The organism is Bacteroidota bacterium (assembly GCA_017303975.1).
Lineage (GTDB): Bacteria > Bacteroidota > Bacteroidia > JAFLBG01 > JAFLBG01 > JAFLBG01.
This window is the reverse complement of the sequence record JAFLBG010000048.1, coordinates 1-25159: the sequence shown is the minus strand read 5'-3', so window position 1 is coordinate 25159 and position 25159 is coordinate 1. Positions and strand designations below refer to the sequence as shown.

The window sequence follows — 25159 nt, the reverse complement described above, 5'->3', positions numbered from 1 at the left end:
AATAGATTGGCGTAAGATAAGTAGGAGATGCATATCCACAATATCCACCTGTTAAACTTGTTGTTGGTAATGCGGGTGTTGTAATATTGCAAGACGTTCCATAGCTGCCCCAACTACTGCCAACTTTAGCTCGAACTTGTACACTATAAGTTGTAGAAGTAGTAATATCATTATAACTAACAAGATAAAAGTAAGGTTGCCATCCTTTGCCCAATGTTGTTGACTTTGAGTAACCTAATGAAGAGTTTGTTAAAAGAATTTCGTAGTCAGATGCACCTTGAACATTATCAAAATAAATAGGAGTTAAATATGTAGCTGGAGAAGATCCACAATGACCTGCCGATAGGCTAGTGGTGGCAATACACCCCGATGACGTTACTGTAATGTAACCGGCTTTAATTTCAGAGTCCGATCCGGCCCCATTTGTTGCTGTTAATGTAACACTATACACACCCAAAGCAGAGTAGCTGATTGTTGGATTTTGAACGGTTGATGTTGACGGTGTTCCTCCTTGAAAAACCCAACTCCATGATGTTGGAGTATTTGTACTTTGATCCGTAAAACTAACAGTGCCATTAGGGCAAAGTGTAGTTGAGTTTACTGTAAATGCAGCAACAGGCGCTACCGTGCAACCAGTATAGTTTGTCATTGCACCAGGGCCACAGGCATTAGCTACAATACTCTTTGCTTGCACATAGTTCCCTCCATTTAAATCATTTGTACCCAAAGTTCTATTAGAAGTGCCATTCGATATAGCATAGTGCATAATTGCGCCACTACTAATTACGTGTCCCAGTTGATGTCCGTGTCCTAATTCATGAAGCGCAACAGTTTCAAAATCATACTCACTAAATGCCGGTGCTGCAGGACCATACCCCCAAGTAGCACCATCATCAAAAACAATATCAAGTTCGGTAACATACCAAATAATTCCAGAACCCGGATTACAGCCGGAACGATAACTGTAGCAAGTACCTAAAACGCCAACAGACAATTCAGCACCGCTGTCAAATCGAATAACATTTACACCATCGCTTCCGGTACTATTGGTAGATGTTGTGCTTCCAATTGTCCAATTAATATAAGTTCCACAACGCCATGTTTCAAAAGCTCTTAAAAAGGAAGCTTTTGCAGAGGCATCTGCGTCAAAACCTGTGTACATTTGCCAAGTATAGCCACCGGAGCCATTGTCGCTTATATGATCCACTTCGTATGCTTGAGTTCCGCTACCCGGATCGTGATTTACATTTAGATGTGCGTAGTTAATCGTTAGTGTTTGTGTACTTGTGGCACTACTTCCTTGTGTAACTTGGATAATTCCGGTTCCCGCTTTTGTTGGTATTTCTACTTGTATTTGTGTATCTGACCAAGATAGATACTGAGTTGAATGTGGATTTATATAGCTAGAACCTCCATTATCTGCGTTTTTAAAGCCAACAGTACCGACACCTTGTGTTGTTCCAAATCCGGTTCCGGTAATGGTAAGTACTGTTTTTGTTCCTGCTGTTGCAGTTGTAGGAGATATGTTGGTTATAGCGGGGTTAGATTGTAGTTGATTTTGGATTGGTAATGTAAATGATACTTTTTTAATTATTGTGTATGGCTTCTGGGTAATGGATGTTATTGTTGGGTATAAATGGCTATTTATGTCGTTAAACGAGTCAAAAACAGAGTTTGCCTTCAAATTGTCCAAATCATATTTTATAAAGCCTTGAACGGAAGCATAGGCATCGTATTGTGTAGCAACAGATTTTTGTCCGAATGGAATTTTTGCTTTTGTAGGTACGCATGTAAATACACCTACATCGTTTAATTCTAATTGCAAAGAAGGTTCTACAACTAACATATCATTTCCTACAACACCGCCTTCAGTAATTATATCAATTGTTTTTCCGGAAACTGTTCCTTTAAAAACCTTATAAACCTCTATCTTGTTTTTGGTAAGAATTAGTTTGTGTTTACTATCCCAAAAACTTTTTTTAGCAATAACTTTTCCTTCTATTATTACTGACGCATTTATTACTTTATCTGTTGTGGAAATAGGGGTTAGTAAACATTGCGATAGTGCCAAATTAGAATTTAGAACTAAAACTGAAATTAAAAGTAGTAGAAGTTTTTGCATGTCTTACTGTGTATTGAGTTGAATATTTTAGAGTTCTTTCAATTTACAAAAAAAAACAAATAGGCACAGGTATTCTAAGTCTATTTTTGCAAGAAATAGAATTTATTTTTATTCGTATCGCAATGCTTCGATTGGATCTAAATTAGATGCTTTTATTGCCGGGTATAATCCGGAAATAACACCAACAAAAAAGCAGATTCCAATTCCCGAAATAATCCAAACCCAAGGGACTATAAATCCTATTCCCATTGTGTTTGAAATAACATTACCTATAATTATTCCAAGTAAAATTCCAACAAATCCACCTAGTTGACATATTACAATGGCCTCTACTAAAAATTGATTTCTTATTGTTTTTGCATTGGCCCCAATTGCTTTTCTAATTCCAATTTCACGTGTACGCTCAGTTACCGATACCAGCATAATATTCATCAATCCTATTGCAGCGCCCAACAAGGTAATTATTGCAATAAGTGTAGCGCCCATAGTTACCTTTTCAATATTGTCTATTAAAATTGTTGCAAGACTATCACTTTTGGTAATCTCAAAATTAGAGTCTTCGCCTATTCCTACTTTACGCACTACTCTAAATACTCCAGTAGCTTCATCAATTGCAGCATTAATTGATGTAGTTGATGATGTTAAAATATTTATAGTAAATGTCATGTCTGGTTTTGAGAAATATTGTCTTGCATTTTCAATCGGTATTAGGCAAACCTTATCTCCTCCAAATGCCATACTGCTGCCACGTTCTTTTAAAACCCCAACAACTTTATACTTGCCACCGCCAATATTAATTATTTTATTTAGCGGATTTTGTTTGCTGCCAAATAATTGAGAAACTAATGATTGACCAATAATTACAATATTGTCGCCAGATCTATCTTCTTGCGGAGAAATATTTCTTCCGCTTGAAAGTTCATATCCTGAGGTAGATAAATAGTTGATGTCAATTCCAAAAACTTCAATGTTTGGATTTGTTTTTTTAGACAGGTATTTTACGGTAGCTTGAAATGTGGCTGCGGTAGATATAGATGCAATGCAATCTTCAAATACAAAATTTTTGGTAAATCTTTTTGCTTCATCGAATGTAATGCTTCTAAATTTTTTGGGAGTCTTACCCTTTTGCCCAATTCGCACATTCATTTCTCGGTTTCTTATCGTAAAGGTATTGGCCCCCATACTTGTAAAATTGCTATTTATTGTGTTCTTTATAGCATCAATAGCTGTAAGAATTCCAACCAATGCAGTTATCCCAATAGCAATAATTAGAACAGTTAGCGAAGTTCGCAGTATTTGAGAGCGTATAGCTTGAAAAGAAATGTTTATGTTATCTCGTAATGATAATGCCATACTTCTATATAAGATTGCGTGCTTTTAGTTCTAGGTACTTATTTACCGTATTAATTATCAAATCATCTGGAGTTGTCAAAATACACATTATTCCATTTCCGCTTAATAGTTGTTTTAATAATTGCTTCTCAACTAAGTATTTTTCGACAATTGCATTTTGATAGGTAGTTTGAGTATCTGTTGTGCTGTAATTCAAAATATTCAACAATTCTGTGTTTTCGAAAAAAACCACTACCAGTAAATGAAACTTATTAAGATTGATTAAGGTAGGCAGTATGTTATGCAACGCCTCTATACTTTCGAAATTTGTGTAAAAAAACAGTAGCGAACGATTAGGAATAGCTTTTCTAGCATAAAAGTAAAGTGTTTGGTAATCTGTTTCAACAAGACTTTCTTCTTCGGCATATAAAGCCTCCAATATTTTTTTCAATTGGTGTTTTCCCTTATTTGCTTTTATAAACGTATTTATGCTATTGGAGAATGTCAGCAGCCCAACTTTATCTTCTTTATGAATAATGATATTTGATATTACTAAGCTTGAGTTTATAGCATAATCGAGTAATGACAATCCATTAAAAGGCATGTGCATTACACGACTTTTATCAATGATGCAGTATATTGTTTGAGATTTTTCGTCTTCGTATTGGTTTATCATTAGGCTAGATTTCTTTCCGGTAGCCTTCCAGTTAATGTTTTTGTAATTGTCGCCAAATACGTAGTTCTTTATTTGTTCAAACTCAGAACTCTGTCCAATTCTTCGCATTCGTTTTATTCCGGAGTTTACTAAGTTTTTTTTGAATGCATGTAATTCAAACTCTTTCATCAAAAGAATTGATGGGTAAACAGAAATGTTGGTTTGAGCATCAAAGCGTATTCTTAGTTCTGCAAGTTTTAAAAAACTTTTTATGAAAATATTTAGTTGACCAAAGTTATATATACCTCTTGCAGTAGGTTTTATGGAGTATATTTTTGTTGTATTGCTATTTGCATCCAGTAGAAAATCGATTTCAAAATTACGTTCTTCCAGTTGATGCGGAAGTTCATCAATGATGGTTGCCGAAAATTGAAAGTTAGAATTGTTATAGACTTCCAGTTTAATTTTATTTATACTACCGAGCGATAATACTTTGTCGGTAATTCGTGTAAGTTTTATAGCGTTTTTACTACCCAAGAGAATAAGTATGTCTGTAAGAACTGTAATAGCGATTAGAAGCAAACATACTTGTGCAATGGTATAAAATATTGGTACGTAAAATGCTGAAGCAAATAAAAAGCCAATAGCTCCCAATGCAATATAAAATCGCCTTGATAGATAAATAGAGTTAATTATGTTTTTAATTTTTCTCAACACTCTGTACTTTATCTAGGTACTTCAATTGTTTGGATAATATTTTTGATTACATCTTCGGTGCCTGCGCCTTCCATTTCTTTTTCGGATGTTAAAATTATTCTGTGGTTCAAAACCGGATAGGCTACAAATTGAACATCTTCGGGTATCACAAAGCTTCTTCCTCTCATTGCTGCAACCGCCTTGCTTGTTTTCATAATAGCCAACGATGCTCTTGGCGATGCCCCCAAGAAAATGTCGCTGTGATTTCTGGTAGTATTTACGATGGAGGCTATGTACGACAAAATCTCATCTTTTATGTAAACCTTATTTACGATATCCGCACATTTTTTAAGGTCTTCTACAGAAATGGATGCTTTTACTTCAAAATCGTGCAATGGTTTTCCTTCTTTAAATCGAACAAGTATTTGTTTTTCTTCTTCTAAGGTTGGATATGCAAGTTTGATTTTGAATAAAAATCGGTCTAATTGAGCTTCTGGTAACTTGTACGTTCCTTCTTGTTCAATTGGGTTCTGCGTGGCTAAAACAAAAAATGGATAATCCATTTTATACGTTTGTCCATCGGTGGTAATTTGCCTTTCTTCCATTACCTCAAACAGAGCTGCTTGTGTTTTGGCCGGAGAGCGGTTTATTTCATCAATCAATACGATGTTTGAGAATATTGGCCCCTTTACAAAATTGAATTCAGAACTTTTTAAATTAAATACAGATGTGCCTGTAACATCTGATGGCATTAAATCCGGAGTAAACTGAATTCTGGAAAAATGCGTTGAAATTGTTTTTGACAATAGTTTAGCTGCCAATGTTTTTGCTATTCCCGGAACTCCTTCCAGCAGAATGTGACCACCGCTATAAATGCCAACTAGCATTAGTTCAATAAGTCTGTCTTGCCCTACGATTACTTTTCCAATTTCATTCTTTATTTCTAAGCTTTTATTTGAAATAAAAGTTAAGTCGGCTTGCATTTCTCCATTGCCTAGTATTGATTGTTGTTCCATCACTTAGTTGTTTTTTGTTGCGTGTAAGTAAAAATTATTTAGTTCGTTTGTGTGTTTTTCAATTAAATTGTCGTGTATTGAATCATCAATGCCAATAGTTAAAAAGAATTTAAACAATTCTCTTATTTTGTCTTCGTCATAGTTACTCTTTAAGGCTATTTTTCTATACAAATCATCGGTAGGGTTGCTAATAATAATGCTGTATTTATTTCGAATAAATGACTGAAAATATTTGTACCTGTGATGATTTATTACTTTGTAATTCTTTTGTTTTAAATAAAGATATTTTATGGTATCTATAAATTGAATAGTTGAGTTTTTTTTAGCTTCTAAAATTTCTATGGCTCGCTGTCTGCGTTTGGCAGTAAATAGTAAAAAGCATACTCCGGATAATAGAAGCACGTACCAAGCTGCTCTCAAAGAAGGTTTAGAAAAAATATAATATAAGGCAGACTTTTCTGCTCTATACTCTTTATTCTCTCGAGTTACAAATGGATATTTAGATGCTTCATCCCAAACTATATCTTTATTAGGAGGTAGGTAAGAAAAAACATTTTCGGCATAGGCAACACTTTTTTCATTTAAAAGGTGGTAATTGCTAAACATAATTGGTGCTAAGTGTATATATAAACTTCCTTTTCCATATTTAAACGAAAAGTAATTGGTGTAACTATTATCTATATACGCTAGTTTTTGAATGTCATATAATGAATCGGGTACATATTGCCATGGAATATTATCGATTTCGGTTCTCCACTTTTTATAAAATTGATAGCCCTCATTTCCATTTTTTAATGCATCATCATAAAAATTCGCACTTACTATTTTATTGTTTATTCGATAGTCTCGAAAAACCAAATTACTATCAATAAAAAATTCTAGTTTTTTGTCTAAATAGTTAGCAGAAATAAATCCGGAATTCCCGTTGTAAATAAAATTTAAAAGCGTGTTGTATTCATCGTCCGATAAAACTTGGTAATCGCCAATAAAAATATAATTGTATCCGGTAGAATCTAATTCTTTTAGTTTATCCAAGTTTCCGGTTAAGGTGGTTAGTTTTTTAGGTGTGCAATTGTGTTCAAGTATTTTTTTTATGAGTAAAGTGCCGTAAGGTTGGTCGTTGTTATCATAGTAGTTTTCAGTCCAATTATATTTTTGGGAGTTAAAATTGGTGTATAAGTAGAAGCAGGCAATTGCTACCAATGAAACACAAGCAATTATGATTACGAGTTGCCTATTTTTTATCAATAGTTGTATCTAAATGCTTATTCACTAAATCAAAATGGGGCAATGTTTGTGTATATATTGCTAAATCAACTTCATTTTTATTATACCAAACGCTATTGAAAATTGATGTTAAAAAAGAAAATTCCTTAATAAGCTTCCATTTGGAAAGTTCTTGCACATAATCATAATTTGTTTTTTCTTTTTTCCATTCAATCTTTTTTGTGTCGGAAAGTTTTTTTAATGTAATTAGAAACTGAATACGAATAGCCAGTTTATAATTACTCTGTTCCAGCGCTTTTTTTAGAAGGGCCGACAAATCTAAGTTGTCTATATGTTCGTTTTCTATATCTTCTATATTTACACTTTTGCTTTTGTCTGCCTTGTTGGATAATGCCACTTTTGAAATAAAAAAGTATAGAATGTAAATTAAAACGAGAATAGCTACAACATATACAAGCAATTTTAAAATTCCAATTGAAAATCCCGGGATGGAAAAATCTAAATTATTCTGCGTACTATTTTCTTTCTGTTTAACTTCTTGTTCTGTGTAATCTATTTTTTTTGTGATTTCTTTCCAATGGTTTCTGTCAAACTTTTTCGATTTGATTTCGTTAGTTTGGGAAGCTAAAATACACTCACCCAAAAGCAACATTAAAACCAACAGTATGAAAGAATAACTATTTTTCATGTATTGCTAGTTTTTCAATTCGTTGCAATAGGCTAGTAGCAGACACTCTTTCTTTTTCTGAAAAATAAATAAATAAAAAACCAATACTTGGCAGCAATAGAACAAAACATAGGGTAGCTCCCGTAAGCAAGTAGTGGATGAATCGGCTTATTCTAACAAAGTTGTCTCCATCTACACTTGTATTTAAAAATCTTGACCATAAAAAATCTAAACTACTTTGAAATCCCATAAATAAAGCTATACTGCATATAAAAAGTATTAAAAAAACTGGAATGAAAGCAGAGATAGATTTAGTGAGCAACGAAAATGATTTCTTTATCCTCTCAATTAACGGAGCATCTTCGGTAGAAATTCCGGTTGTAATAAACAAACTGCAAGAGGTATAAAGTGATAATAAAAAAAGAGAAATAGTTATGCTTGTTTCTTGAATAAATAAACATAAAAATGAAATAATCAGTGCGTTTGAAAAAATTAGCCCAATTGCTTTCATTTTGTTGTTATTTACCCTATTTCGTAATGACGAAAATTTAAAATGCAAAAATGAACTTATCGAAATAGCAACAACAATTGCCGATGCCATAAAGTATGGATTGCTAAAATTCAAATCTCTAAAAAGCTCATCTAGTGTATTGCTTATGCTTATTACAGTATTGAATCTTATAGTTTGTGTTTCATCAAGTGTATAATGAAAGGCAGGTATTAATATTATACTAAGTACTAAAATAGCTTTTATAATAGCAGAGCTGTATATGCGCAAAAAAACGAATGTTTCGTATATAATTTCGCCTGTGGTTTTAATTTTGGAAAAATCCCAAGTATAGTTGAATGGTTTTATTTTATTGAATTGTAGTGTTTTTTCAAAACCAGATTTCTTTTTTTTGTAAGGAAAATATACGTAGTAACCTATTATAAAAGCTCCTGACAACCCTATTAACAAGAACTTTACAAACAGAGGAGTTTCGCTGTAACGTGTAATAAAACTTTCTATAAAGCCTGCAAAAATAAAAAGAGGAATTGTTCCTGCTAAAATTTTTAAGCTCAATACTCCGTGTATGTATAAAGATTGAGCTCGAGTGTAGGTTTCGGGAATAGCAATTCCCTTCCCAAGCACAAGCCCGGCAGCACCTGCAATAACAATAGAAGAAATTTCGATTGTTCCATGCAGCCAAATAGTAGAAAACGATTCTATAAATAAACCTCGTTGAATAAAGAAATACTGAAAAGTTCCAAGCATAATGCCATTAGCCAATAACGATGCAATTGTACCAACACCCAACAAAGCACCTCCAATAAAAGTTATAAAAGCTACCCATATATTATTAAGCGTAATTTGAAAAAACATACTCACTTGCCCCGGTTGCTTATACACTGCCATAGGATCGCCTTTGGCTATGTTTTCTTGGGTCATATTTACATAGTTTGAACCAAGAATATTGGTAGTAAATGTTTCATCATACACCGTACAAAAAACACCTATGCACACAGAAAGTAAAAAGATAAAAGTGGAAATAATAAACTCTCTTCTACAGTGAACAATAATTTGAGGCAATTCATCTGTCCAAAAATGTTTTATAGAACTAAATATATTCTTTGATTTGTGTTTGTACAGCTCATAAATTATTTTCTGGGCTACATTGTTTATGTAAACCTTTATAGAGCGGTTGTTATAAAAGGTTCTGGCATAAGATAAATCATGAGTAGTTTCAATAAATAAAGAAGACAGTTTATCTGAATCGGCATTCGAATCAGTCAAAAGTTTTTCAAACTCTTGCCACTTATGCTTGTTTTTGTTTATAAATTGGGTTTCCTTCAATGATTATTCTAAATAAATTATGCATATTCAATATACAGAAAAATATTGTTTCGGTTAAATGATAACTATAGATATTCCAACTACACAAAATGTAACCATTCAATACGAAGTTGCATCTACTAAAGAACGATTTATTGCAGCAATGCTCGATTTGATTTTTGTTGGCATTTTCATTGCTATTTTAAGCTTTATGGGAGCAATAGTTGGAATAATAGAAAGCGAGCTTTTTTGGGTGTTTCCTATTCTTGTTTTTATATTTTCTTCTTTTGTGCAAGAAATTATTTTTAAAGGACAAACGTTTGGTAAGAAAGCAACAAAAATAAGAGTGATGCGATTGGATGGGCAAAGACCTGAATTGTTTAATTACATGGCAAGGTGGGCGTTTAAGTTGGTAGATGTGTATATGTCGAGCGGTGCAATTGGTGTTACAATGATAAAGTCGAGTGGAAAAGGACAACGTTTGGGTGATGTAATAGGCGACACTGTTTTGGTACGCTTAAATCCTACGTATCAACCTAAGCTGGATGCAATTGCCAATATTGTTGATGTGCAAAAATACACCCCCGTTTATCCCAATGTTAGCAAGTTGTCCGAATCGGATATACTACTTATAAAAGAAACTATAGATCGTTCCATTAAATACAAAAATTCAGCACATCAATATGCTCTTATTTTATTAGCTGATAAGGTTTGTAAGTTACTAGAGATTAAAGATAAAGTTCCCAGTCCTGATACGTTTTTAAAAACAGTAATTCAAGATTTTGTAGTAATTACCAGGTAGCTTAACAGTAGGTTTCTCCGTAATTTTTTGTCGATTAATCTAACTTCTTTGAGGTAATATGCATATCAAAAAGTATTTGCCTATGATCCATTCCAAAGCCACCATCAATTCTTGGGTGTCCATTGTAGCCGCCAACTTCAACTGCATGGGGCAGATTTATGGTTCCATAGCTGCTACCGCAATTAGTACAAGGCTTTCCGAAGTTTGAATACACGTGGTCTAAGTGCCTGTAGCCATAAAGTAAAAAATAGTTAGTATGATTTTTAGGGTTATGTCTTAGTCCCCAATAATTTCCCTTGCTAAAAACAGTTTGAAAATTAGATGGTTTTTGTAATTCCGAATTATCTTCCGTATTCCAATCGCCCCCAATAACTACATTCGTGTTATTTCCGGCAAGTTGACTCCAATAGTTTTCTATCTCAACTATTCTGCATGCTTTTTTTCTAGAATCAGGATGAACAACAATAGCCGTAATTGTATCGTTGGTAGTTTTGTAAACCAGGTTAACCCTAAATCCTGTAAAGTCGTAATTGCAAATTTCTTTTCCCAAACTATCATTCCTACCGGCAACAGATTTTTCGCTACCGTCAACCAACATAAATTTTTCTGTTTTCCAAGCAATACATTCATGCTCATGTGATGCGTTTTGCTGAATATACTCGGCTGTTTTACCTGTGGTTCTATCAATACTCTTTCCACAAGCAAAAGAGTAGGAGCTAGGCAAAATAGGTCCGTTTTGAACAGTGGTATTCATCTGTGCACTTTGATATACTTCGGAGAGTAATAGTATATCCGGTTGCCAAGCTGTAATGTATTTGTTTGAATTTGATACTTCTTCTGCGTTATGTAATTTATATTCCCAACTTCTATATTTAAAAGAGGCATTGCCCAAATTGGCACACAGTATCCGTAAACTATAAGAAGTCGAATCTATTGTTGATTGAGATTTCAGCACAAAAGAGAATAAACTAAATAGAAATAGCAGTTTATTGGTCTTAATGTAATTATATGTTAATGCAAAATTCAAGTGCTGCAAATGTACAAAATTGTATTTTTTGAATCCCTCGCTGGAAATTAACTATTATGATTTATTCATTTTTCCACAATTAGCCTCAAATTCATTGGTTTTTTATTTTCGACATTTTTAAATACTTTAGCCCCCACTGCAAAGAAATATGTTTAAGCTAAACAAGTTTTACGAAACCTATGATTTATTGATAGTAATAGCTATCATATTTGGGGTCTTGTTGTTTGTTACATTATTATTCTACTTAAGAGGATTAAAAACACCAGGGGGAGAATTTAAAGAGCTTAGCGCAAGAACCAAATCATGGTGGGTAATGGCGGCCTTAATTACTGCTACTACCATATTTAATCCAATAGTACCGTATATATGTTTTGCTTTTATTTCTTTTATCACCTACCGAGAACTAATCAGTATCAGCAAAAATGTGCGAGAAAGTGATAGACATGCTATTGCAGTATCTTTTCTTTCTATACCGGTTCAATATTATTTAGCATATAAAGGCTACTACACCTTGTTTTTGGTATTTATTCCAATTTTCATGCACGTTCTTATCCCATTTTTATTGGTTTTGCGTGGCGATTTGGTAAATATTGCAAGAGCAATGGCTGTTTTACCAGGACATTTAATGCTTACAGTATTTAGCATAAGCCACATGGCCTATTTGCTGTCTTTGCCTGATTTGCCGGGTGTTTCTGCGGGAAGCGCTGGTTTAGTTTTGTTTGTAGTTTCGTTAACGGAGATAAACGATATTTTTCAATACACTTGGGGAAGTTTATTTGGACGATTTAAAATGATGAAAAAAACAAATATTCATAAAACATGGGAAGGTTTTATTGGGGGCATATTGCTTACCATTTTGGCAGGTTATTGGTTGCGATTCTTGACACCGTTTTCGGAAAAAGAAGCAATTGTTATCAGCTTTATACTTGCCATTCTAGGTTTTGTGGGCGATATTATAGGCAATGCACTTAAACAAGAAATGGGTGTTACAGACCCTAATGCCACTCTTTCGAAAAAAGGAGTAATGATAGATAGAATAGACTCATTGGCTATTTCCGCACCAGTTTTTTTTCATATTGTTTACCAATTGTATTACGCTAAATGAGAACTATTTTTTTAGGTTTTGTTTATCACCTAGTGATGCGAAATTTTCTGAAATTATTTGTTGGTGTGAAATACATTAATGAAGAGGTTTTGCGAATAAATAAACAATATATCATTGTGGCAAATCATAATAGCCATATTGATACGGTAGCAATTTTATCGGTAGTACCGTTTAAAAAACTTAAAAGTGTGCATCCAGTAGCTGCAGGAGATTATTTTGGTTCATCTCCCGTAAAAGCATTTTTTACCAAGGCATTTGTAAATGCCATATTAATTCCCAGAAAGCGTGCGGAAAAGCCCGGAGACCCCGATCCAATTGAGATTATGCAAGGCGTGTTAGCAAAAGGCGAATCTATAATTATTTTTCCGGAAGGGTCGAGAGGAGAACCTGAAAAATTTCAAAAATTCAAAAAAGGAATAGGGTTGTTGCTGAAGGATTTTCCGGACGTTCCATTTATACCGGTTTACATGCAAGGGTTAGGAAAATCGCTACCTAAAGGAGATACGGTTTTAGTTCCTCATGATTCTACTATACTTTTCGGACGACCACATTTTGTTAAATCGCAAAATGTAGATGAAATAGTTTTGCAAATTGAAGAAGCCATTAAATCAATGGAGCCAAAGCTTAACTAATGGATTTTTCTACAGTTGTCCCTTCGGGGTACTTACCTCCAATTACTTATTTTACTGCGATTTGTTCCGGAAATTCTACGGTTATTGATCAATTTGAATATTTTGAAAAACAAACGTATAGAAACCGATGCGAAATTTTATCGGCAAATGGTATTTTAAAATTGGTTATTCCGTTAGACGACAGGAAAAATAAATCGATAGTTAAAGATTGTAGAATATCGTATAAAGAAAACTGGCAAAAAAAACATTGGAAGTCAATAGAATCGGCATACAATCGCTCTCCGTATTTTGAATTTTACAAAGATGATTTCATTGCCTTTTACGAAAAATCAAACAACGTGTTTTTAATCGATTTTAATACAGATTTATTAAATCTAGTTTTAAAGCTATTAAAAATAAAAAAAGAAATCACCCTATCGTCTGAATACATAGAAAAATCGATACTTTTGAATAAGTTAGATTTGAGAACACATTTTCACAACAACTCAGAAACGATAGTACATCCTACAAAAAAATACATTCAAGTATTTTCTGACAAATTTGGGTTCGTTCCTAACTTAAGCATTATCGATTTGCTGTTTAATTGCGGCCCGGAAGCAACAAGCTATTTATAATATTAGAACGGAGCTTCTTCGTCAATATCATTCATTTTTGAGCCCTTAATTACAATGTTACTTCCAAACTCATCAGAAGGCTGCAATCCTTGTGCAGGATTGTAGTGAGTTGATTCCGAAAAACTCGGACCGGAATCTAAATTAACAAACTTAGCCAACCTGCCAATGAATCGAAGAGGAACATCTTTTAATGAACCATTTCTGTGTTTAGCAATAATTACTTCCGCTGCATCTGGCGGCAAATCAGGAGATGCGCCTTCCATGCCGTAATATTCCGGTCTATACAAAAACATTACCATATCTGCATCTTGCTCAATTGCTCCCGATTCCCTTAAATCAGAAAGTTGAGGTTTTTTATTACCACCTCTTGTTTCAACAGCACGGCTAAGCTGCGATAGCGCAATAACCGGTATATTTAGCTCTTTTGCCAAACTTTTTAACGAACGAGATATGGTACTAATTTCTTGCTCTCTATTTCCTTTATTCTCACCACCTGCGGTCATTAATTGCAAATAGTCAATTACCACCATCGATATATTGTGATTTTCTTTTAACCTACGTGCCTTTGCGCGCAACTCAAACACGGATAGGGCAGGGGTGTCATCAATAAAAATAGGAGCTTCGGCAAGTTTGCCTATTTTGGCATTTAGTTGTTGAAATTCGTGCTCTTCTAATTGCCCCTTACGCAGCTTATCGGACGATAGTTCTGCTTCGCTTGATATCAAACGATTTACTAATTGTAAGGACGACATCTCTAACGAAAATATTGCTACCGGTTTTGCAAAGTCAACCGCAGCATTTCGAGCCAAGGTAAGTACAAATGCTGTTTTACCCATGGCCGGACGAGCAGCTAAAATAATCAAATCAGAACCTTGCCATCCGGATGTTAATTTATCTAACTCTGTAAATCCACTTGGAACACCGGATATACCCGATTTTTGATTTTTTGCAATTTCAATTTGCTTAATGGCTTGCCCAATAAGGGTGCTCATTTTATCGTAATCTTTACGAATATTTCCTTGTACAATCGAATACAAGTTTTTTTCTGCATCGTCTAATAGGTCGAATACATCGGTTGTTTCATCGTACGCATTTTTAATAGTTTCGGTAGCCATGCGTATAAGTTCACGCTGAATATACTTTTGAATGATAATTCTGGCATGGTACTCGACATGGGCTGCAGATGCAACACGGTTTGTAAGCTGTGTTATAAAATAAGCTCCGCCCACCAATTCAAGTTCTCCGCGCTGTTTTAATGTATTGGTAACAGTTAAAATATCTACCGGCTGCGACTTAGAAAATAATTCTTGAATAGCACCATATATACGTTGATGCTCGTCTTTATAAAAACTTTCAGGGTGTAAAATATCCACCACGTTTGTCAAGGCGTCTTTCTCCAACATAATAGCTCCCAATACAGCTTCTTCTAAGTCTGTTGCTTGTGGAGGTAATTTTCCTTGTTCCGATATTTGTTGTTGAATTGTGCTTAATCTACGCGGTTTCCCGGTTGTTTTAAATTCTTTCTCGCTCATGTTGCAAATTTAGGATTCTAGGTTGTTAAAAAACAGCCATACACTACAATATACCTCATTTTGCTGCACTTGTAAACAAATTAATAGTTATTAACAAAGTATTTAAAGTATTACTTTAGGTAAGTCTGGTAATTTGTATTTTGAATTAACTAGGGTATTCAGCTTAACTTTAAGTATTTACCAAATAAATGTATTTTAGCCTAACCAAAATGGCTAAAAAAGATAAAAAAAACAGTTCCAATAAAGAGGTAAAAATTAACCCTTGGGTAGTTTTTACCGGCTTTTTGGCTATATCCATAATCGTGTTTAAGCCTTGTTTTTCTGCCCTACTTACCAATTGGGACGATGGTAGTTATGTTACAGATAATTTATTAATACGGTCGCTTTCGCTAAAAGATATTTTTAGTGCGTTTGTGGTAGGAAATTACCATCCAATTACCATGCTTTCCTATGCACTGGAATACCATTTTTTTAAAATAAATCCTACAGTATTTCATACAACAAATGTTTTGCTGCATGCAGTTAATTCTTTCTTGGTTTTTATTCTAGTACAAAAAATAACTAAGCAGAATTTTATTGCATTATTTACCAGTGTGCTTTTTTGTATTCATCCTTTCCATGTTGAGCCTGTGGCATGGGTTGCCGACAGAAAGGATTTGTTGGCTACGCTGTTTTTTTTACTTGGAATACGAGCATATTTACAATACATAGCTTCCAGTACAAATAAGCACTATTTTTTTGTAATTATGTTTTTTCTTTTGTCTGTATTGTCAAAAGCCACATCTGTAGTATTTCCAATTGTATTGATTCTGTTGGACTACTTATTGATGGAAAAAATAGAATTAAAAAAGTGGCTCAACAAGCTGCCTTTGCTTGCCATTTCTATTGCATTTGGCTTTCTAGCCATAAAAGCACAAAGCGATACACCTGCAATGGGCGTAAGGGTTGATTATAACTTTTTAGATCGATTTTTTTTAGGCTGCTATAGTTTTGCCTTATACATTATCAATGCTGTTTTTCCTATTAAGTTATCTGCTTATCATCCTTACCCCGTGATGCAAGCTGGGCGATTTTCGTTTTTGGTTTATTTATCCGTTATTCCTGTAATAGCAGTGGTTGGTTTGTTAATTTATTACTTGAAACAGAGACACAAACTTCCATTTGTGTTGTTGACTTTTTTCTTGGTAACTATTGGATTGCTTTTACAATTTATTCCTGTGGGGTTTGCTATAATAGCAGAGCGTTATACGTATTTGCCATTTATTGGATTGTTTGCTTTAATCGCGTTTTATTGGCATCGATTTGCAAAGCAGAAAAAATATTTTTGGATTGCCCCAATTATGTATTCATTAGTTTTGGCTTTTATTTCATTCGATCGCTGTAAAGTTTGGCAAAATAGTTTAACCCTTTGGACAGATGTTATTGAGAAATACGATAAAGCTGAATTGGCTTACTTGAATCGTGGAATTATATATGCTGGTTCGGGTCAAATTCAGAAAGGATATGATGATTTTAATAAAGCAATTGAGTCGTACCCTGATTATTTGCAAGCTTATAATAACCGAGGTTTGGCTAAATATGATTTAGGAAATGTGCAAGGTTCAATAGAAGATTTTAACAAGGCTATTCAAATTGATTCTACTTTTTACGAATCATTGAATAATAGAGGTCTTTCTTTTCTTACCCTAAAGCAGCACGATAAAGCATTTTCGGATTTTAATGCTGCCATAAAATTTAAACCCGATTTTGCCTTGGCATACTATAATAGAGGGAATGCTTTTGCAGAATTGGGCGAAATAGAGAAAGCAAAAGTTGATATACAACAAGCGGCAAATTTATATAAACAACAAAATAATTTGCAGCTTGCGAATCGGGTTTTAAATAGATTTAAAGAACTTTAAAACTTTACATTTAATTCTTAATTACTAATAAAGAACCTTTTATAATTAAGAATTAGTAAGGCTCTAATTAAATTGTTTAACAAGTAGCCTCACTAATTCTAATTATTGTTATTCATACTAAAAATACACTTTAGGCATTTCAAAATCCTCCAATCGCTATATTCCAAATGCGTAATAACCTTTTGTTCCATTTGGATAAACGCCTTCAATTAACACACCACCAAGCTTATTCTCAAGTGCAGCTTTTAAATCATCAATGGTATTTACCTTCTTTTTATCTACACTGGTAATAATAAAGCCCTCTTTTATACCTGAAACTCGAAGCTTTCCGCTGCCTAAATTTGTTATTTTTAAACCACCACCAATATTCAACTTTTTCTTTTCTTCTACTGATGCGTCTTCAAAAGAAGCACCCAACACAGAAAACACTTCGGCTGTTTCTTTTTTTACAAGATCTACATTACCATCTTTATTTTTAAGCATTACAGGAATAATCTTTTCCTTGCCATCTCGTTTAATGGTAACCATAATCTTATCTCCTGGTCTAAATCGGCTTACTTGTTCTTGTAGTTCGGGTACATTATTGATATTTACATCGGCTATTTTGCTAATAATATCTCCTTGAACTATTCCTGCTTCTTCTGCAGAACCGCCTTCTGTCAATCCCTCAACATACACACCCTTTAAATCGGAAATGTTTTTTTCTTGAGCCAACTTAGAATCCAAATCTCTAATGTTTACACCAATAAACGCTCGTTGCACTTCTCCAAATTCTAATAAATCGGCTACCACTTTTCTAACTATGTTTACCGGAATAGCAAAAGAATAACCGGTATAGGAACCTGTATTTGATGCAATAGCACTATTAATGCCAATTAAAAGACCGTTTGTTGTAACAAGCGCACCACCACTATTTCCAGGATTTACAGCCGCATCAGTTTGTATAAAAGATTCTATAGCAGGCAACCCTTTGTTATTGTTGGTTATGATATTAATATTTCTAGCCTTAGCACTTACAATTCCGGCAGTAACAGTAGAGTTTAGGTTAAATGGATTGCCAACAGCCAAAACCCATTCCCCAATTTTCAATTCGTCAGAATTGCCGTATGACAAATAAGGCAAGTTTTTTTCATCTATTTTTAAAAGTGCCAAATCGGTGGTAGGGTCTTTACCTATAACTTTGGCGGTAAAAGTACGTTTGTCGTTTAAGGTAATTTCTATTTTATCGGCTTTTGATACCACATGGTTGTTGGTAATAATGTAACCATCCGGAGAAATAATTACTCCTGAACCTGACGACATTTGCTGATGTGGCTGACGTTGTTGTGGTCCAAAAAAGAAATCGTGCCAAGGGTCAAAGCTATTATATACATTTTCCACCTCTGAAATTGTTTTTACGTGCACCACTGCATGAACCGACATGCTGGCAGATTTTGTAAAATCAATTGTATTTTCCGGTGTAGATGTATTCATATTTACATACTTTACCGGATATGGATTGGTAATGTCCGAAACAGAAGTTCCTTGAGGTGATTGCATTTTAAATCCAATGAAGGATGCCGCAACACCACCTACAAATGCAGCTAAAAAGTATCCAACTATCTTTTTCATAAGCATGTTTTTTTGTTTGTATTGTTAGTACTTAATTGTTTGTTATACTTCTTAACACAAATTTTATACCTATATTTTTTTTTGACAATTGCTTTAACAATATTTAACAAGAAACGCCTATTTATTGCTATCTTTAGGGCTAACTAGGTAATATCAATTTGTTCACTATGTCATCTTTTCGCGAAAAAGTTCAGTTTTTTTTGTTAGGACTCATGTTTGGTCTATTGGTAGGTGTTGGCTTTTTTATTTTTAAACTCGATGATTATTTTTCTGAACTTAAATTTTATAAAAATTTATCTAAGAATGTTTTAACCTCCATTAATACAGAAAAGGAAACTAGCGCTCAAGCTGAAAATAATATATCCGCTACAAAATCGAATTCCTCTGCAACAAAGTGGAAACCATCCTCAGTAAACAAAACAATGACAGACTCAATGTCAGGTTTGGCAGTTGCAGACACCACTTTTACAGCTAAGGATTCATCTGCTATTGCCAATAGTAATGAGGAAAACATTGTTATAAAAAAGGATGAATTATTGTTTACGAGAACAATTGAAATTACGGCTGTAGTGTCGGGCAACAAGTTGTTGTCAGATACAGTTGTTGAAAAATTGGCAGGGGTAAAAAATAGTCAGCCTACAGCTATTCTTGTGGAGTTTTGGCAATCGCCACTAAATTATAAGGGATATAAAATGTCAAAAAATAAATTGGTTTTGTACGGTGTATCTTCTACTGAATTGTATAAGATTTACAAGTATGAGAACACCGTGTTTTTAAAAACATCATTTGCAGCCTATAAACTTGACGTTACAAATGATTTTAAATCGTTTGATAGAGTAGAAGATGCGGCAACGCTTTCACTTCTGAATTAAATGAATATAGATTTTTATAAATACGAAGGCACAGGAAATGATTTTATCATATTAGATGATAGATCCGAATCGTTTGATGTTTCAAATCAATCAACAATAGAGAAACTGTGCGACAGAAGATTTGGAATAGGAGCAGATGGTCTAATGTTATTACGAAATTGCACCGGATATGATTTTGAAATGGTCTATTTTAATTCGGATGGAAAGCAAAGCAGTATGTGCGGAAATGGAGGTAGGTGTATCGTTGCTTTTGCAAATAAAATTGGTGTAATTAATGCCAAAACTACGTTTAAAGCTATTGATGGCCCTCATGAAGCAATAGTTGAAAAAGATGGAATCATAAAGCTTAAAATGTGTAATGTAAGCTCAATTGAAAAGAACTCCGATTTCTATTTTTTAAATACAGGATCGCCACACTTTGTCAGATTTGTGAAGGATATCGAACAACTAAATGTTTTTGAAGAGGGACGAAAAGTGAGGTATAATGATAGGTTTAAGACAGAAGGTACAAATGTAAATTTTGTCGAATTTGCCAATAAAAGTATCATAATAAGAACATACGAAAGAGGGGTTGAAAATGAAACGCTCTCTTGCGGCACAGGTGTTACCGCTGCTGCTATTGCTGCATTTATACAAGATTCATCTATTTTAGATATTGCTACAAATACGGTGTTGGTAAAGGCTAGGGGGGGAGATTTAAAAGTGTCGTTCTCAACTGCCAACAATATTTTATTTGAAAACATTTGGTTGCAAGGAGCTGCTAAGTTTGTATTTAAAGGCGTTATTACTATTTAATTTGTATGGAGTTAAGTAATTATTATACCATAAGAAACATTAACTCGGTTGATGAGTCCATTTTTGAACATGGTGTTTTTTTAGTCTTACTTAATGTTGCTAAAACTCCTCCGCACTTGGCATTAATTGCCAACGGCAAATGGTACTCTTTAGATACAAATGGGCCAACAATAAATGGAGATACCAGATTGTTGTTAAAATTAATTCAACAGAAACAGCTTAAAACAATTGTAGTAGGATTATCCTCCAAGAACATAATTGGTGAAAACATTACCACAAGCATTGCTAAAGTAATGGAGAAATACACTCGCGTGGATATACATATTGCAACTTGTTTTACTCCAATTAAAGAATTTTGTGGCAGCTTCTATAATATTAAAACCGATACAATTGATTTTGTATATGACTTACTGCCTGTTTTAGAACAGCAGAATTATATAACAGGAGTTTATGAAATTAACCTATCTTCGAATTTGACGAATAAATCGTTTCAGTTAAAAAAATATTCTATGGAAGATGTTTTTGATAGTATACGTAAACATCAAACGGTATAGATATGCTTTTGAAAGGAGAAAAAATAGAATTGCGTGCACTTGAACCAACTGATTTATCGTTACTATACACATGGGAAAACAATACTGACATTTGGCAAGTAAGTAATACTTCTACGCCCTATTCTAAATATATTTTGGAGCAGTATATTCTAAATTCGCATAACGATATTTATACTACCAAACAGCTCCGATTAATAATACAAGAAACAGTTAATGGAAATGTAGTTGGCTGTATCGATTTATTTGATTTTGATCCCGCACATTTGCGCGCAGGGATTGGAATTTTAATAGCGAACAAACAAGATAGAAAGAATGGTTATGCCACGGAAGCACTTGATTTACTTATAAAATATAGCTTTTCTGTTTTGAACTTGCAACAACTATATTGCAATATAACGGTTGACAATACAGCCAGCTGCACTTTGTTTAAAAAAATGGGCTTTGAACTAGTAGGCACAAAAAAACAGTGGATACGAACCGAAAACAACTGGCTAGATGAACAGCTTTATCAATTGATTAAACGGTAAGACAAAATATTCATCTTGCAAGCTCCCCCAAAGTAGAGCCAGTTGAAAATAGAAATTGAAAAACAGCTACTGCTGCGCGTTTAATCTATAATTATTAAATTCAGGAGGGGGGGGGACAATGAAAAAATCAAAAACACAGAGCAAATGCAATTAACACTAAAGCAATATTTTTTCAAAAAAAATGGTCATTCGGCATAGTTATTCCCTCTAACTATTATTTGTTTACAGATAATAAGGAGCAAAGACATTCGCCATTATCGAAATGGTTATTATTTAAATATTTACATGTAGAAATACCCAATAAAAATTAGTAGTAAATGAAAGATATTAATGCGGAAATGAAGATGTTGGTTTCGTTCGTAAATTCAACAACTAGAAGTTATTCAAATGAAAAGATTTTAGCCGGTAATGTTGTCCAATATTGGATAAAGTCCAATAAATATAATGGATTAGATGTTCATAGTGGAGGATACACATTATGCCTTCAGCTATATAAGGCTAATTTAGACAATGACAATTATGCAGCCTTCTCCATATTTCAAGGATCATTAGATAAGGAAGGGTATGCCGATGTATTTCAAAAAGCAAAGCCAATTAGAATTTCTAAATTTACATACCAACCCAACAATCTAGAAGGTAAGTGGCAAGATCAAGAAAATATTGAAAATGTATTTTCTTCAGAAAAACTTGCAGATATTTTTATCACAGATTTTTTGTCTACCTACAATTGAGAATTTAATGTTGTAACTTTTCAAATCTCATTATAATTCCAATTTAAAATTGATATATGTCAATGCAAAATGAAAACATACAATCTACCTTTGTTCATAATGTACAACCGATATTTCAAGAATCATAGTAAGAGATCAACAGCAGCTTTAATTATTTCAATTATAGCCACTCTAATAGCTTTGTTCAATTTGGCAACTAATCTTTCATTGTGGAATATAATCCGCTTTTGATTTTATAAAATTAATATTAGTCCATTTTGCACCACCCTGACGATTTACCATTGTAAATTGTTCTTCAAACGTTGAAAAAAGTAGAGGTATATCCGGTTAACCAATTATTCTTTTGCTCTTGTTGTTTTTTTTTGAAAATGGAGAAAAGGGTTAGATGAACTTTTTCTTTTATTTGCGCGTGTTATTATTTACAGAGGGCGCAAAAATCTATATGTTTACGCAAAACACTAGAATCCATAATAAATGTACTTGATACTACTGTGCAGATAAAATCATCGAATATATTAATTGAAACTACATCTGCCCATTAATTGCAAAAAGATATTCAGCAGAAATTCCATTTACTCATTAAGACTAAAATTTCTAATTGAAACAATCTCGAACTTAATAATAAAATGAAGAGAGAGCATTAGAATTAATGGAATACCGTTTATAATTTAAGGAGATAGATAGATAGATAGATAGATAGATAGATAGATAGATAGATAGATAGATATAATTATATGGAATTATCTTCCTTTGGGAATATTATCTTAGGTTTAAATTTTTTTGCTGCTTCAATTTTCATTCCAACATAGGCAATAATAATTACTTTATCTCCCTTACTTATTTTCAGAGCTGCCGGACCATTCATGCAAATCTCTTTAGTACCTCTTTTGCCTTTTATAACATATGTTATCAGACGCTCTCCGTTTCTGTGATTGATTACATGAACCTGTTCCCCTTCAATTAAGCTAACAGCATCCATTAAATCTTCATCAATGGTAATACTTCCGATATAATTTACATCAGCTTCCGTTATAAATGCATTGTGAATTTTTGATTTTAAAACTTGTATCTGCATATTATTGCTTTTTTAATTCCTTACAAGAGTATAAATCTAATTTGAGAGTAAAATTGATAAATGTCAATGGAATAAATATATGTAACTATTACCATTGCAATTATTAATTAATTTACTTAAAATGAAACTACAATCATTTGCCTTACATAATTACCAACAGATTCCTCAAATAAGCAAGCTTACCAAAAAACAAATAGAAGCTATTGACGTGGTTGGAAGTGTACTACCGTTTAAAACAAATAATTATGTAGTTAACGAATTAATTAATTGGGATAACCTCGATAATGATCCGATTTTTAAATTAACATTTCCACAGAGAGGGATGTTAAGCAAAAAGCATTATGATATGATGAAAATGGTGCTCGACAATACTAAAGAAAAGGATGTTATTAAGAATACAGCAAATATTATTCGAGGTGAATTAAATCCTCATCCTGCAGGACAAGTAGAACACAATATACCCATACTGAATGGGGAAAAATTAACAGGAATGCAACACAAATACAGGGAAACCTTATTGTTTTTTCCAAGCCAAGGCCAAACCTGCCACGCATATTGCACATTTTGTTTTCGCTGGCCGCAGTTTGTTGGTATGGACGAATTGAAGTTTGCCGGAAAAGAATCTTCGCATCTGAAAGATTATGTAATACAAAATAATCAAGTTACCGATATTTTATTTACAGGAGGGGATCCGATGATTATGAAAGCTAAAATATTTGCCAGCTACATTGAACCCTTGTTGGAAGCCAAGCCGGAAAACTTACAAACTATAAGAATAGGGACAAAAGCACTTGGCTACTGGCCATACAAATTTGTTTCCGATGATGATACAGATGAGCTTTTACGTCTTTTTGAAAAAATAGTAAAATGTGGCATAAATCTTTCCATCATGGCTCACTTTAGCCACCCAATAGAATTGGACACATCAATAGTAAAAACTGCAATTGCACGATTAAGAAGTGTGGGTGTTCAAATCAGAACACAATCTCCTGTACTAAAACACATCAATGATTCTCCTGAATTATGGGCGGAAATGTGGAGGAAGCAGGTTAATCTTAACTGTATTCCGTATTACATGTTTATTCCGAGAGATACTGGTGCACAGGATTATTTTGCATTGACCTTAGAAAAGGCCTGGAAAATTTTTAGGGAAGCCTATCAAAAAGTTAGTGGAGTTTGCCGGACAGTGCGTGGTCCAAGTATGTCTTGTACTCCAGGAAAAGTCCAGGTGCTTGGTGTTTCAGAAATAAAGGGAGAAAAGGTATTTGTATTACGCATGCTGCAAGGCAGAAACCCGGATTGGGTTGCTCGTCCATTTTTTGCTAAATACGATCCTGAAGCTATTTGGATGGATAATTTAAAACCCGCATTTGATGAGGACAAGTTCTTCTTTGAAGATGAATTGGAGCTAATGTTTAATGAGCGTATTTCGGATGACGAAATTGAAAATTTTGAATAACATGTAACGATTCAAAAATTGAAATAGAATGATATAATATTCACTTTATACTATCGCATTGATACCAATATTACTGTAAATAAAGTATTATTTTGGAGGGGAAGGAATAAGATTGATAGGAATAATTATAATCCTCCAATAGTATAATGTTTTTATTATCGAATTAAACTTATATTTCCATGTTGCGTTATTGTTTTATTAGCATACGTTGTGGCGTTTAGGTAATACGAATAAACTCCACTGTCTAATTGTTTATTTTTCTGTTTCCCGTCCCAACCTATTGTAATATCGGTTGTTTCAAATACTAATTCTCCCCAACGATTATATACTTTAAGCAATACATTCTTAATACAATTAGAACTTGCGTGTATATATAGAATATCGTTCTGTAAAT

The 25159-nt window shown here is 33.6% G+C and carries 23 protein-coding genes; 11 read left to right on the top strand and 12 right to left on the bottom strand.

All coding sequences use genetic code 11. The features are described 5' to 3' along the window. The 7 genes from J0M08_13135 to J0M08_13105 form a co-directional block, all read right to left on the bottom strand. Positions 1 to 2122: PKD domain-containing protein (locus J0M08_13135; GenBank protein MBN8704005.1), on the bottom strand; the 2122-nt coding region annotated here is incomplete at its 3' end. A gap of 108 nt (positions 2123 to 2230) precedes the next feature. Then, complete coding sequence (locus J0M08_13130; protein MBN8704004.1) at positions 2231 to 3475, bottom strand: ABC transporter permease; 1245 nt, start codon at positions 3473 to 3475, stop codon at positions 2231 to 2233. A gap of 4 nt (positions 3476 to 3479) precedes the next feature. After that, positions 3480 to 4823 (bottom strand): DUF58 domain-containing protein, encoded by a 1344-nt coding sequence (locus tag J0M08_13125; protein MBN8704003.1) that lies wholly within the window; start codon positions 4821 to 4823, stop codon positions 3480 to 3482. An 11-nt stretch (positions 4824 to 4834) separates the two neighbouring features. Continuing rightward, positions 4835 to 5821 (bottom strand): MoxR family ATPase, encoded by a 987-nt coding sequence (locus J0M08_13120; protein ID MBN8704002.1) that lies wholly within the window; start codon positions 5819 to 5821, stop codon positions 4835 to 4837. 3 nt (positions 5822 to 5824) lie between these two features. After that, entirely contained in the window at positions 5825 to 7069 is a 1245-nt protein-coding gene (locus J0M08_13115) for a hypothetical protein (protein ID MBN8704001.1), read from the bottom strand. Then, positions 7056 to 7736: a hypothetical protein gene (locus tag J0M08_13110; GenBank protein ID MBN8704000.1), complete on the bottom strand. Its 681-nt coding sequence runs from the start codon at positions 7734 to 7736 to the stop codon at positions 7056 to 7058. The genes J0M08_13115 and J0M08_13110 overlap by 14 nt, the downstream gene beginning before the upstream one ends. After that, complete coding sequence (locus J0M08_13105; GenBank protein ID MBN8703999.1) at positions 7726 to 9549, bottom strand: stage II sporulation protein M; 1824 nt, start codon at positions 9547 to 9549, stop codon at positions 7726 to 7728. The genes J0M08_13110 and J0M08_13105 overlap by 11 nt, the downstream gene beginning before the upstream one ends. 58 nt (positions 9550 to 9607) lie before the next feature. Between J0M08_13105 and J0M08_13100 the strand changes: the two genes are divergently transcribed. Further along, complete coding sequence (locus J0M08_13100) at positions 9608 to 10330, top strand: RDD family protein (GenBank protein MBN8703998.1); 723 nt, start codon at positions 9608 to 9610, stop codon at positions 10328 to 10330. A gap of 34 nt (positions 10331 to 10364) precedes the next feature. On the opposite strand, the gene J0M08_13095 is transcribed toward J0M08_13100, so the two are convergent. Next, positions 10365 to 11357, bottom strand: coding sequence for a hypothetical protein (locus J0M08_13095; GenBank protein ID MBN8703997.1), 993 nt, complete (start codon positions 11355 to 11357; stop codon positions 10365 to 10367). Between the two features lie 148 nt (positions 11358 to 11505). On the opposite strand from J0M08_13095, the gene J0M08_13090 reads away from it, so the two are divergent. The 3 genes from J0M08_13090 (at position 11506) to J0M08_13080 (ending at position 13708) form a co-directional block, all read left to right on the top strand. After that, entirely contained in the window at positions 11506 to 12462 is a 957-nt protein-coding gene (locus tag J0M08_13090; GenBank protein MBN8703996.1) for a phosphatidate cytidylyltransferase, read from the top strand. A gap of 65 nt (positions 12463 to 12527) precedes the next feature. Then, a complete protein-coding gene (locus tag J0M08_13085; GenBank protein MBN8703995.1) occupies positions 12528 to 13094 on the top strand; it encodes a 1-acyl-sn-glycerol-3-phosphate acyltransferase in 567 nt (188 codons plus the stop codon). Then, positions 13094 to 13708 carry a WbqC family protein gene (locus J0M08_13080; GenBank protein MBN8703994.1) on the top strand — a complete coding sequence of 205 codons (615 nt, stop codon included), beginning with the start codon at positions 13094 to 13096 and terminating at the stop codon, positions 13706 to 13708. Before J0M08_13085 ends, J0M08_13080 begins: the two co-directional genes overlap by 1 nt. Positions 13709 to 13710: 2 nt before the next feature. Here J0M08_13080 and dnaB read toward each other — a convergent pair whose 3' ends face one another. Next, positions 13711 to 15240: a replicative DNA helicase gene (dnaB, locus tag J0M08_13075; GenBank protein ID MBN8703993.1), complete on the bottom strand. Its 1530-nt coding sequence runs from the start codon at positions 15238 to 15240 to the stop codon at positions 13711 to 13713. Positions 15241 to 15449: 209 nt separating this feature from the next. Here dnaB and J0M08_13070 point away from each other — a divergent pair, with 209 nt between their 5' ends. Next, entirely contained in the window at positions 15450 to 17141 is a 1692-nt protein-coding gene (locus tag J0M08_13070) for a tetratricopeptide repeat protein (protein MBN8703992.1), read from the top strand. A 156-nt stretch (positions 17142 to 17297) separates the two neighbouring features. Here J0M08_13070 and J0M08_13065 read toward each other — a convergent pair whose 3' ends face one another. Beyond that, positions 17298 to 18752, bottom strand: a complete 1455-nt coding sequence (locus J0M08_13065; protein ID MBN8703991.1) for a Do family serine endopeptidase — start codon at positions 18750 to 18752, stop codon at positions 17298 to 17300. Between the two features lie 167 nt (positions 18753 to 18919). On the opposite strand from J0M08_13065, the gene J0M08_13060 reads away from it, so the two are divergent. The 5 genes from J0M08_13060 to J0M08_13040 all read left to right on the top strand — a co-directional run bounded on the left by J0M08_13060 (position 18920) and on the right by J0M08_13040 (position 22231). Continuing rightward, on the top strand, positions 18920 to 19624 hold the full coding sequence (locus J0M08_13060; protein MBN8703990.1) for a hypothetical protein: 705 nt from the start codon (positions 18920 to 18922) through the stop codon (positions 19622 to 19624). Further along, on the top strand, positions 19625 to 20419 hold the full coding sequence (locus J0M08_13055; protein MBN8703989.1) for a diaminopimelate epimerase: 795 nt from the start codon (positions 19625 to 19627) through the stop codon (positions 20417 to 20419). Between the two features lie 5 nt (positions 20420 to 20424). Beyond that, a complete protein-coding gene (locus J0M08_13050; GenBank protein MBN8703988.1) occupies positions 20425 to 20973 on the top strand; it encodes a hypothetical protein in 549 nt (182 codons plus the stop codon). 2 nt (positions 20974 to 20975) lie between these two features. After that, positions 20976 to 21500 (top strand): GNAT family N-acetyltransferase, encoded by a 525-nt coding sequence (locus J0M08_13045; protein MBN8703987.1) that lies wholly within the window; start codon positions 20976 to 20978, stop codon positions 21498 to 21500. Positions 21501 to 21817: 317 nt separating this feature from the next. Further along, positions 21818 to 22231 carry a hypothetical protein gene (locus J0M08_13040; protein ID MBN8703986.1) on the top strand — a complete coding sequence of 138 codons (414 nt, stop codon included), beginning with the start codon at positions 21818 to 21820 and terminating at the stop codon, positions 22229 to 22231. A gap of 730 nt (positions 22232 to 22961) precedes the next feature. Here the strand turns inward: J0M08_13040 and J0M08_13035 are convergent. After that, positions 22962 to 23306 carry an aspartate 1-decarboxylase gene (locus tag J0M08_13035; protein ID MBN8703985.1) on the bottom strand — a complete coding sequence of 115 codons (345 nt, stop codon included), beginning with the start codon at positions 23304 to 23306 and terminating at the stop codon, positions 22962 to 22964. Positions 23307 to 23427: 121 nt separating this feature from the next. Here J0M08_13035 and J0M08_13030 point away from each other — a divergent pair, with 121 nt between their 5' ends. After that, positions 23428 to 24765 (top strand): lysine 2,3-aminomutase, encoded by a 1338-nt coding sequence (locus tag J0M08_13030; protein MBN8703984.1) that lies wholly within the window; start codon positions 23428 to 23430, stop codon positions 24763 to 24765. A gap of 155 nt (positions 24766 to 24920) precedes the next feature. Here J0M08_13030 and J0M08_13025 read toward each other — a convergent pair. Further along, positions 24921 to 25159, bottom strand: a 239-nt coding sequence (locus J0M08_13025) for a gliding motility-associated C-terminal domain-containing protein (protein ID MBN8703983.1), incomplete at its 5' end; no start/stop codon positions are given.

Excerpts from the sequence above, each read along its gene's own strand:
- J0M08_13130 (MBN8704004.1), bottom strand. The coding sequence starts at position 3,475 with ATGGCATTATCATTACGAGATAACATAAACATTTCTTTTCAAGCTATA.
- J0M08_13035 (MBN8703985.1), bottom strand. The coding sequence starts at position 23,306 with ATGCAGATACAAGTTTTAAAATCAAAAATTCACAATGCATTTATAACG.
- J0M08_13070 (MBN8703992.1), top strand. The coding sequence starts at position 15,450 with ATGGCTAAAAAAGATAAAAAAAACAGTTCCAATAAAGAGGTAAAAATT.
- J0M08_13100 (MBN8703998.1), top strand. The coding sequence starts at position 9,608 with ATGATAACTATAGATATTCCAACTACACAAAATGTAACCATTCAATAC.
- J0M08_13040 (MBN8703986.1), top strand. The coding sequence starts at position 21,818 with ATGAAAGATATTAATGCGGAAATGAAGATGTTGGTTTCGTTCGTAAAT.
- J0M08_13110 (MBN8704000.1), bottom strand. The coding sequence starts at position 7,736 with ATGAAAAATAGTTATTCTTTCATACTGTTGGTTTTAATGTTGCTTTTG.
- J0M08_13045 (MBN8703987.1), top strand. The coding sequence starts at position 20,976 with ATGCTTTTGAAAGGAGAAAAAATAGAATTGCGTGCACTTGAACCAACT.
- J0M08_13080 (MBN8703994.1), top strand. The coding sequence starts at position 13,094 with ATGGATTTTTCTACAGTTGTCCCTTCGGGGTACTTACCTCCAATTACT.
- J0M08_13120 (MBN8704002.1), bottom strand. The coding sequence starts at position 5,821 with ATGGAACAACAATCAATACTAGGCAATGGAGAAATGCAAGCCGACTTA.
- dnaB (MBN8703993.1), bottom strand. The coding sequence starts at position 15,240 with ATGAGCGAGAAAGAATTTAAAACAACCGGGAAACCGCGTAGATTAAGC.
- J0M08_13090 (MBN8703996.1), top strand. The coding sequence starts at position 11,506 with ATGTTTAAGCTAAACAAGTTTTACGAAACCTATGATTTATTGATAGTA.
- J0M08_13060 (MBN8703990.1), top strand. The coding sequence starts at position 18,920 with ATGTCATCTTTTCGCGAAAAAGTTCAGTTTTTTTTGTTAGGACTCATG.
- J0M08_13030 (MBN8703984.1), top strand. The coding sequence starts at position 23,428 with ATGAAACTACAATCATTTGCCTTACATAATTACCAACAGATTCCTCAA.
- J0M08_13065 (MBN8703991.1), bottom strand. The coding sequence starts at position 18,752 with ATGAAAAAGATAGTTGGATACTTTTTAGCTGCATTTGTAGGTGGTGTT.
- J0M08_13050 (MBN8703988.1), top strand. The coding sequence starts at position 20,425 with ATGGAGTTAAGTAATTATTATACCATAAGAAACATTAACTCGGTTGAT.
- J0M08_13055 (MBN8703989.1), top strand. The coding sequence starts at position 19,625 with ATGAATATAGATTTTTATAAATACGAAGGCACAGGAAATGATTTTATC.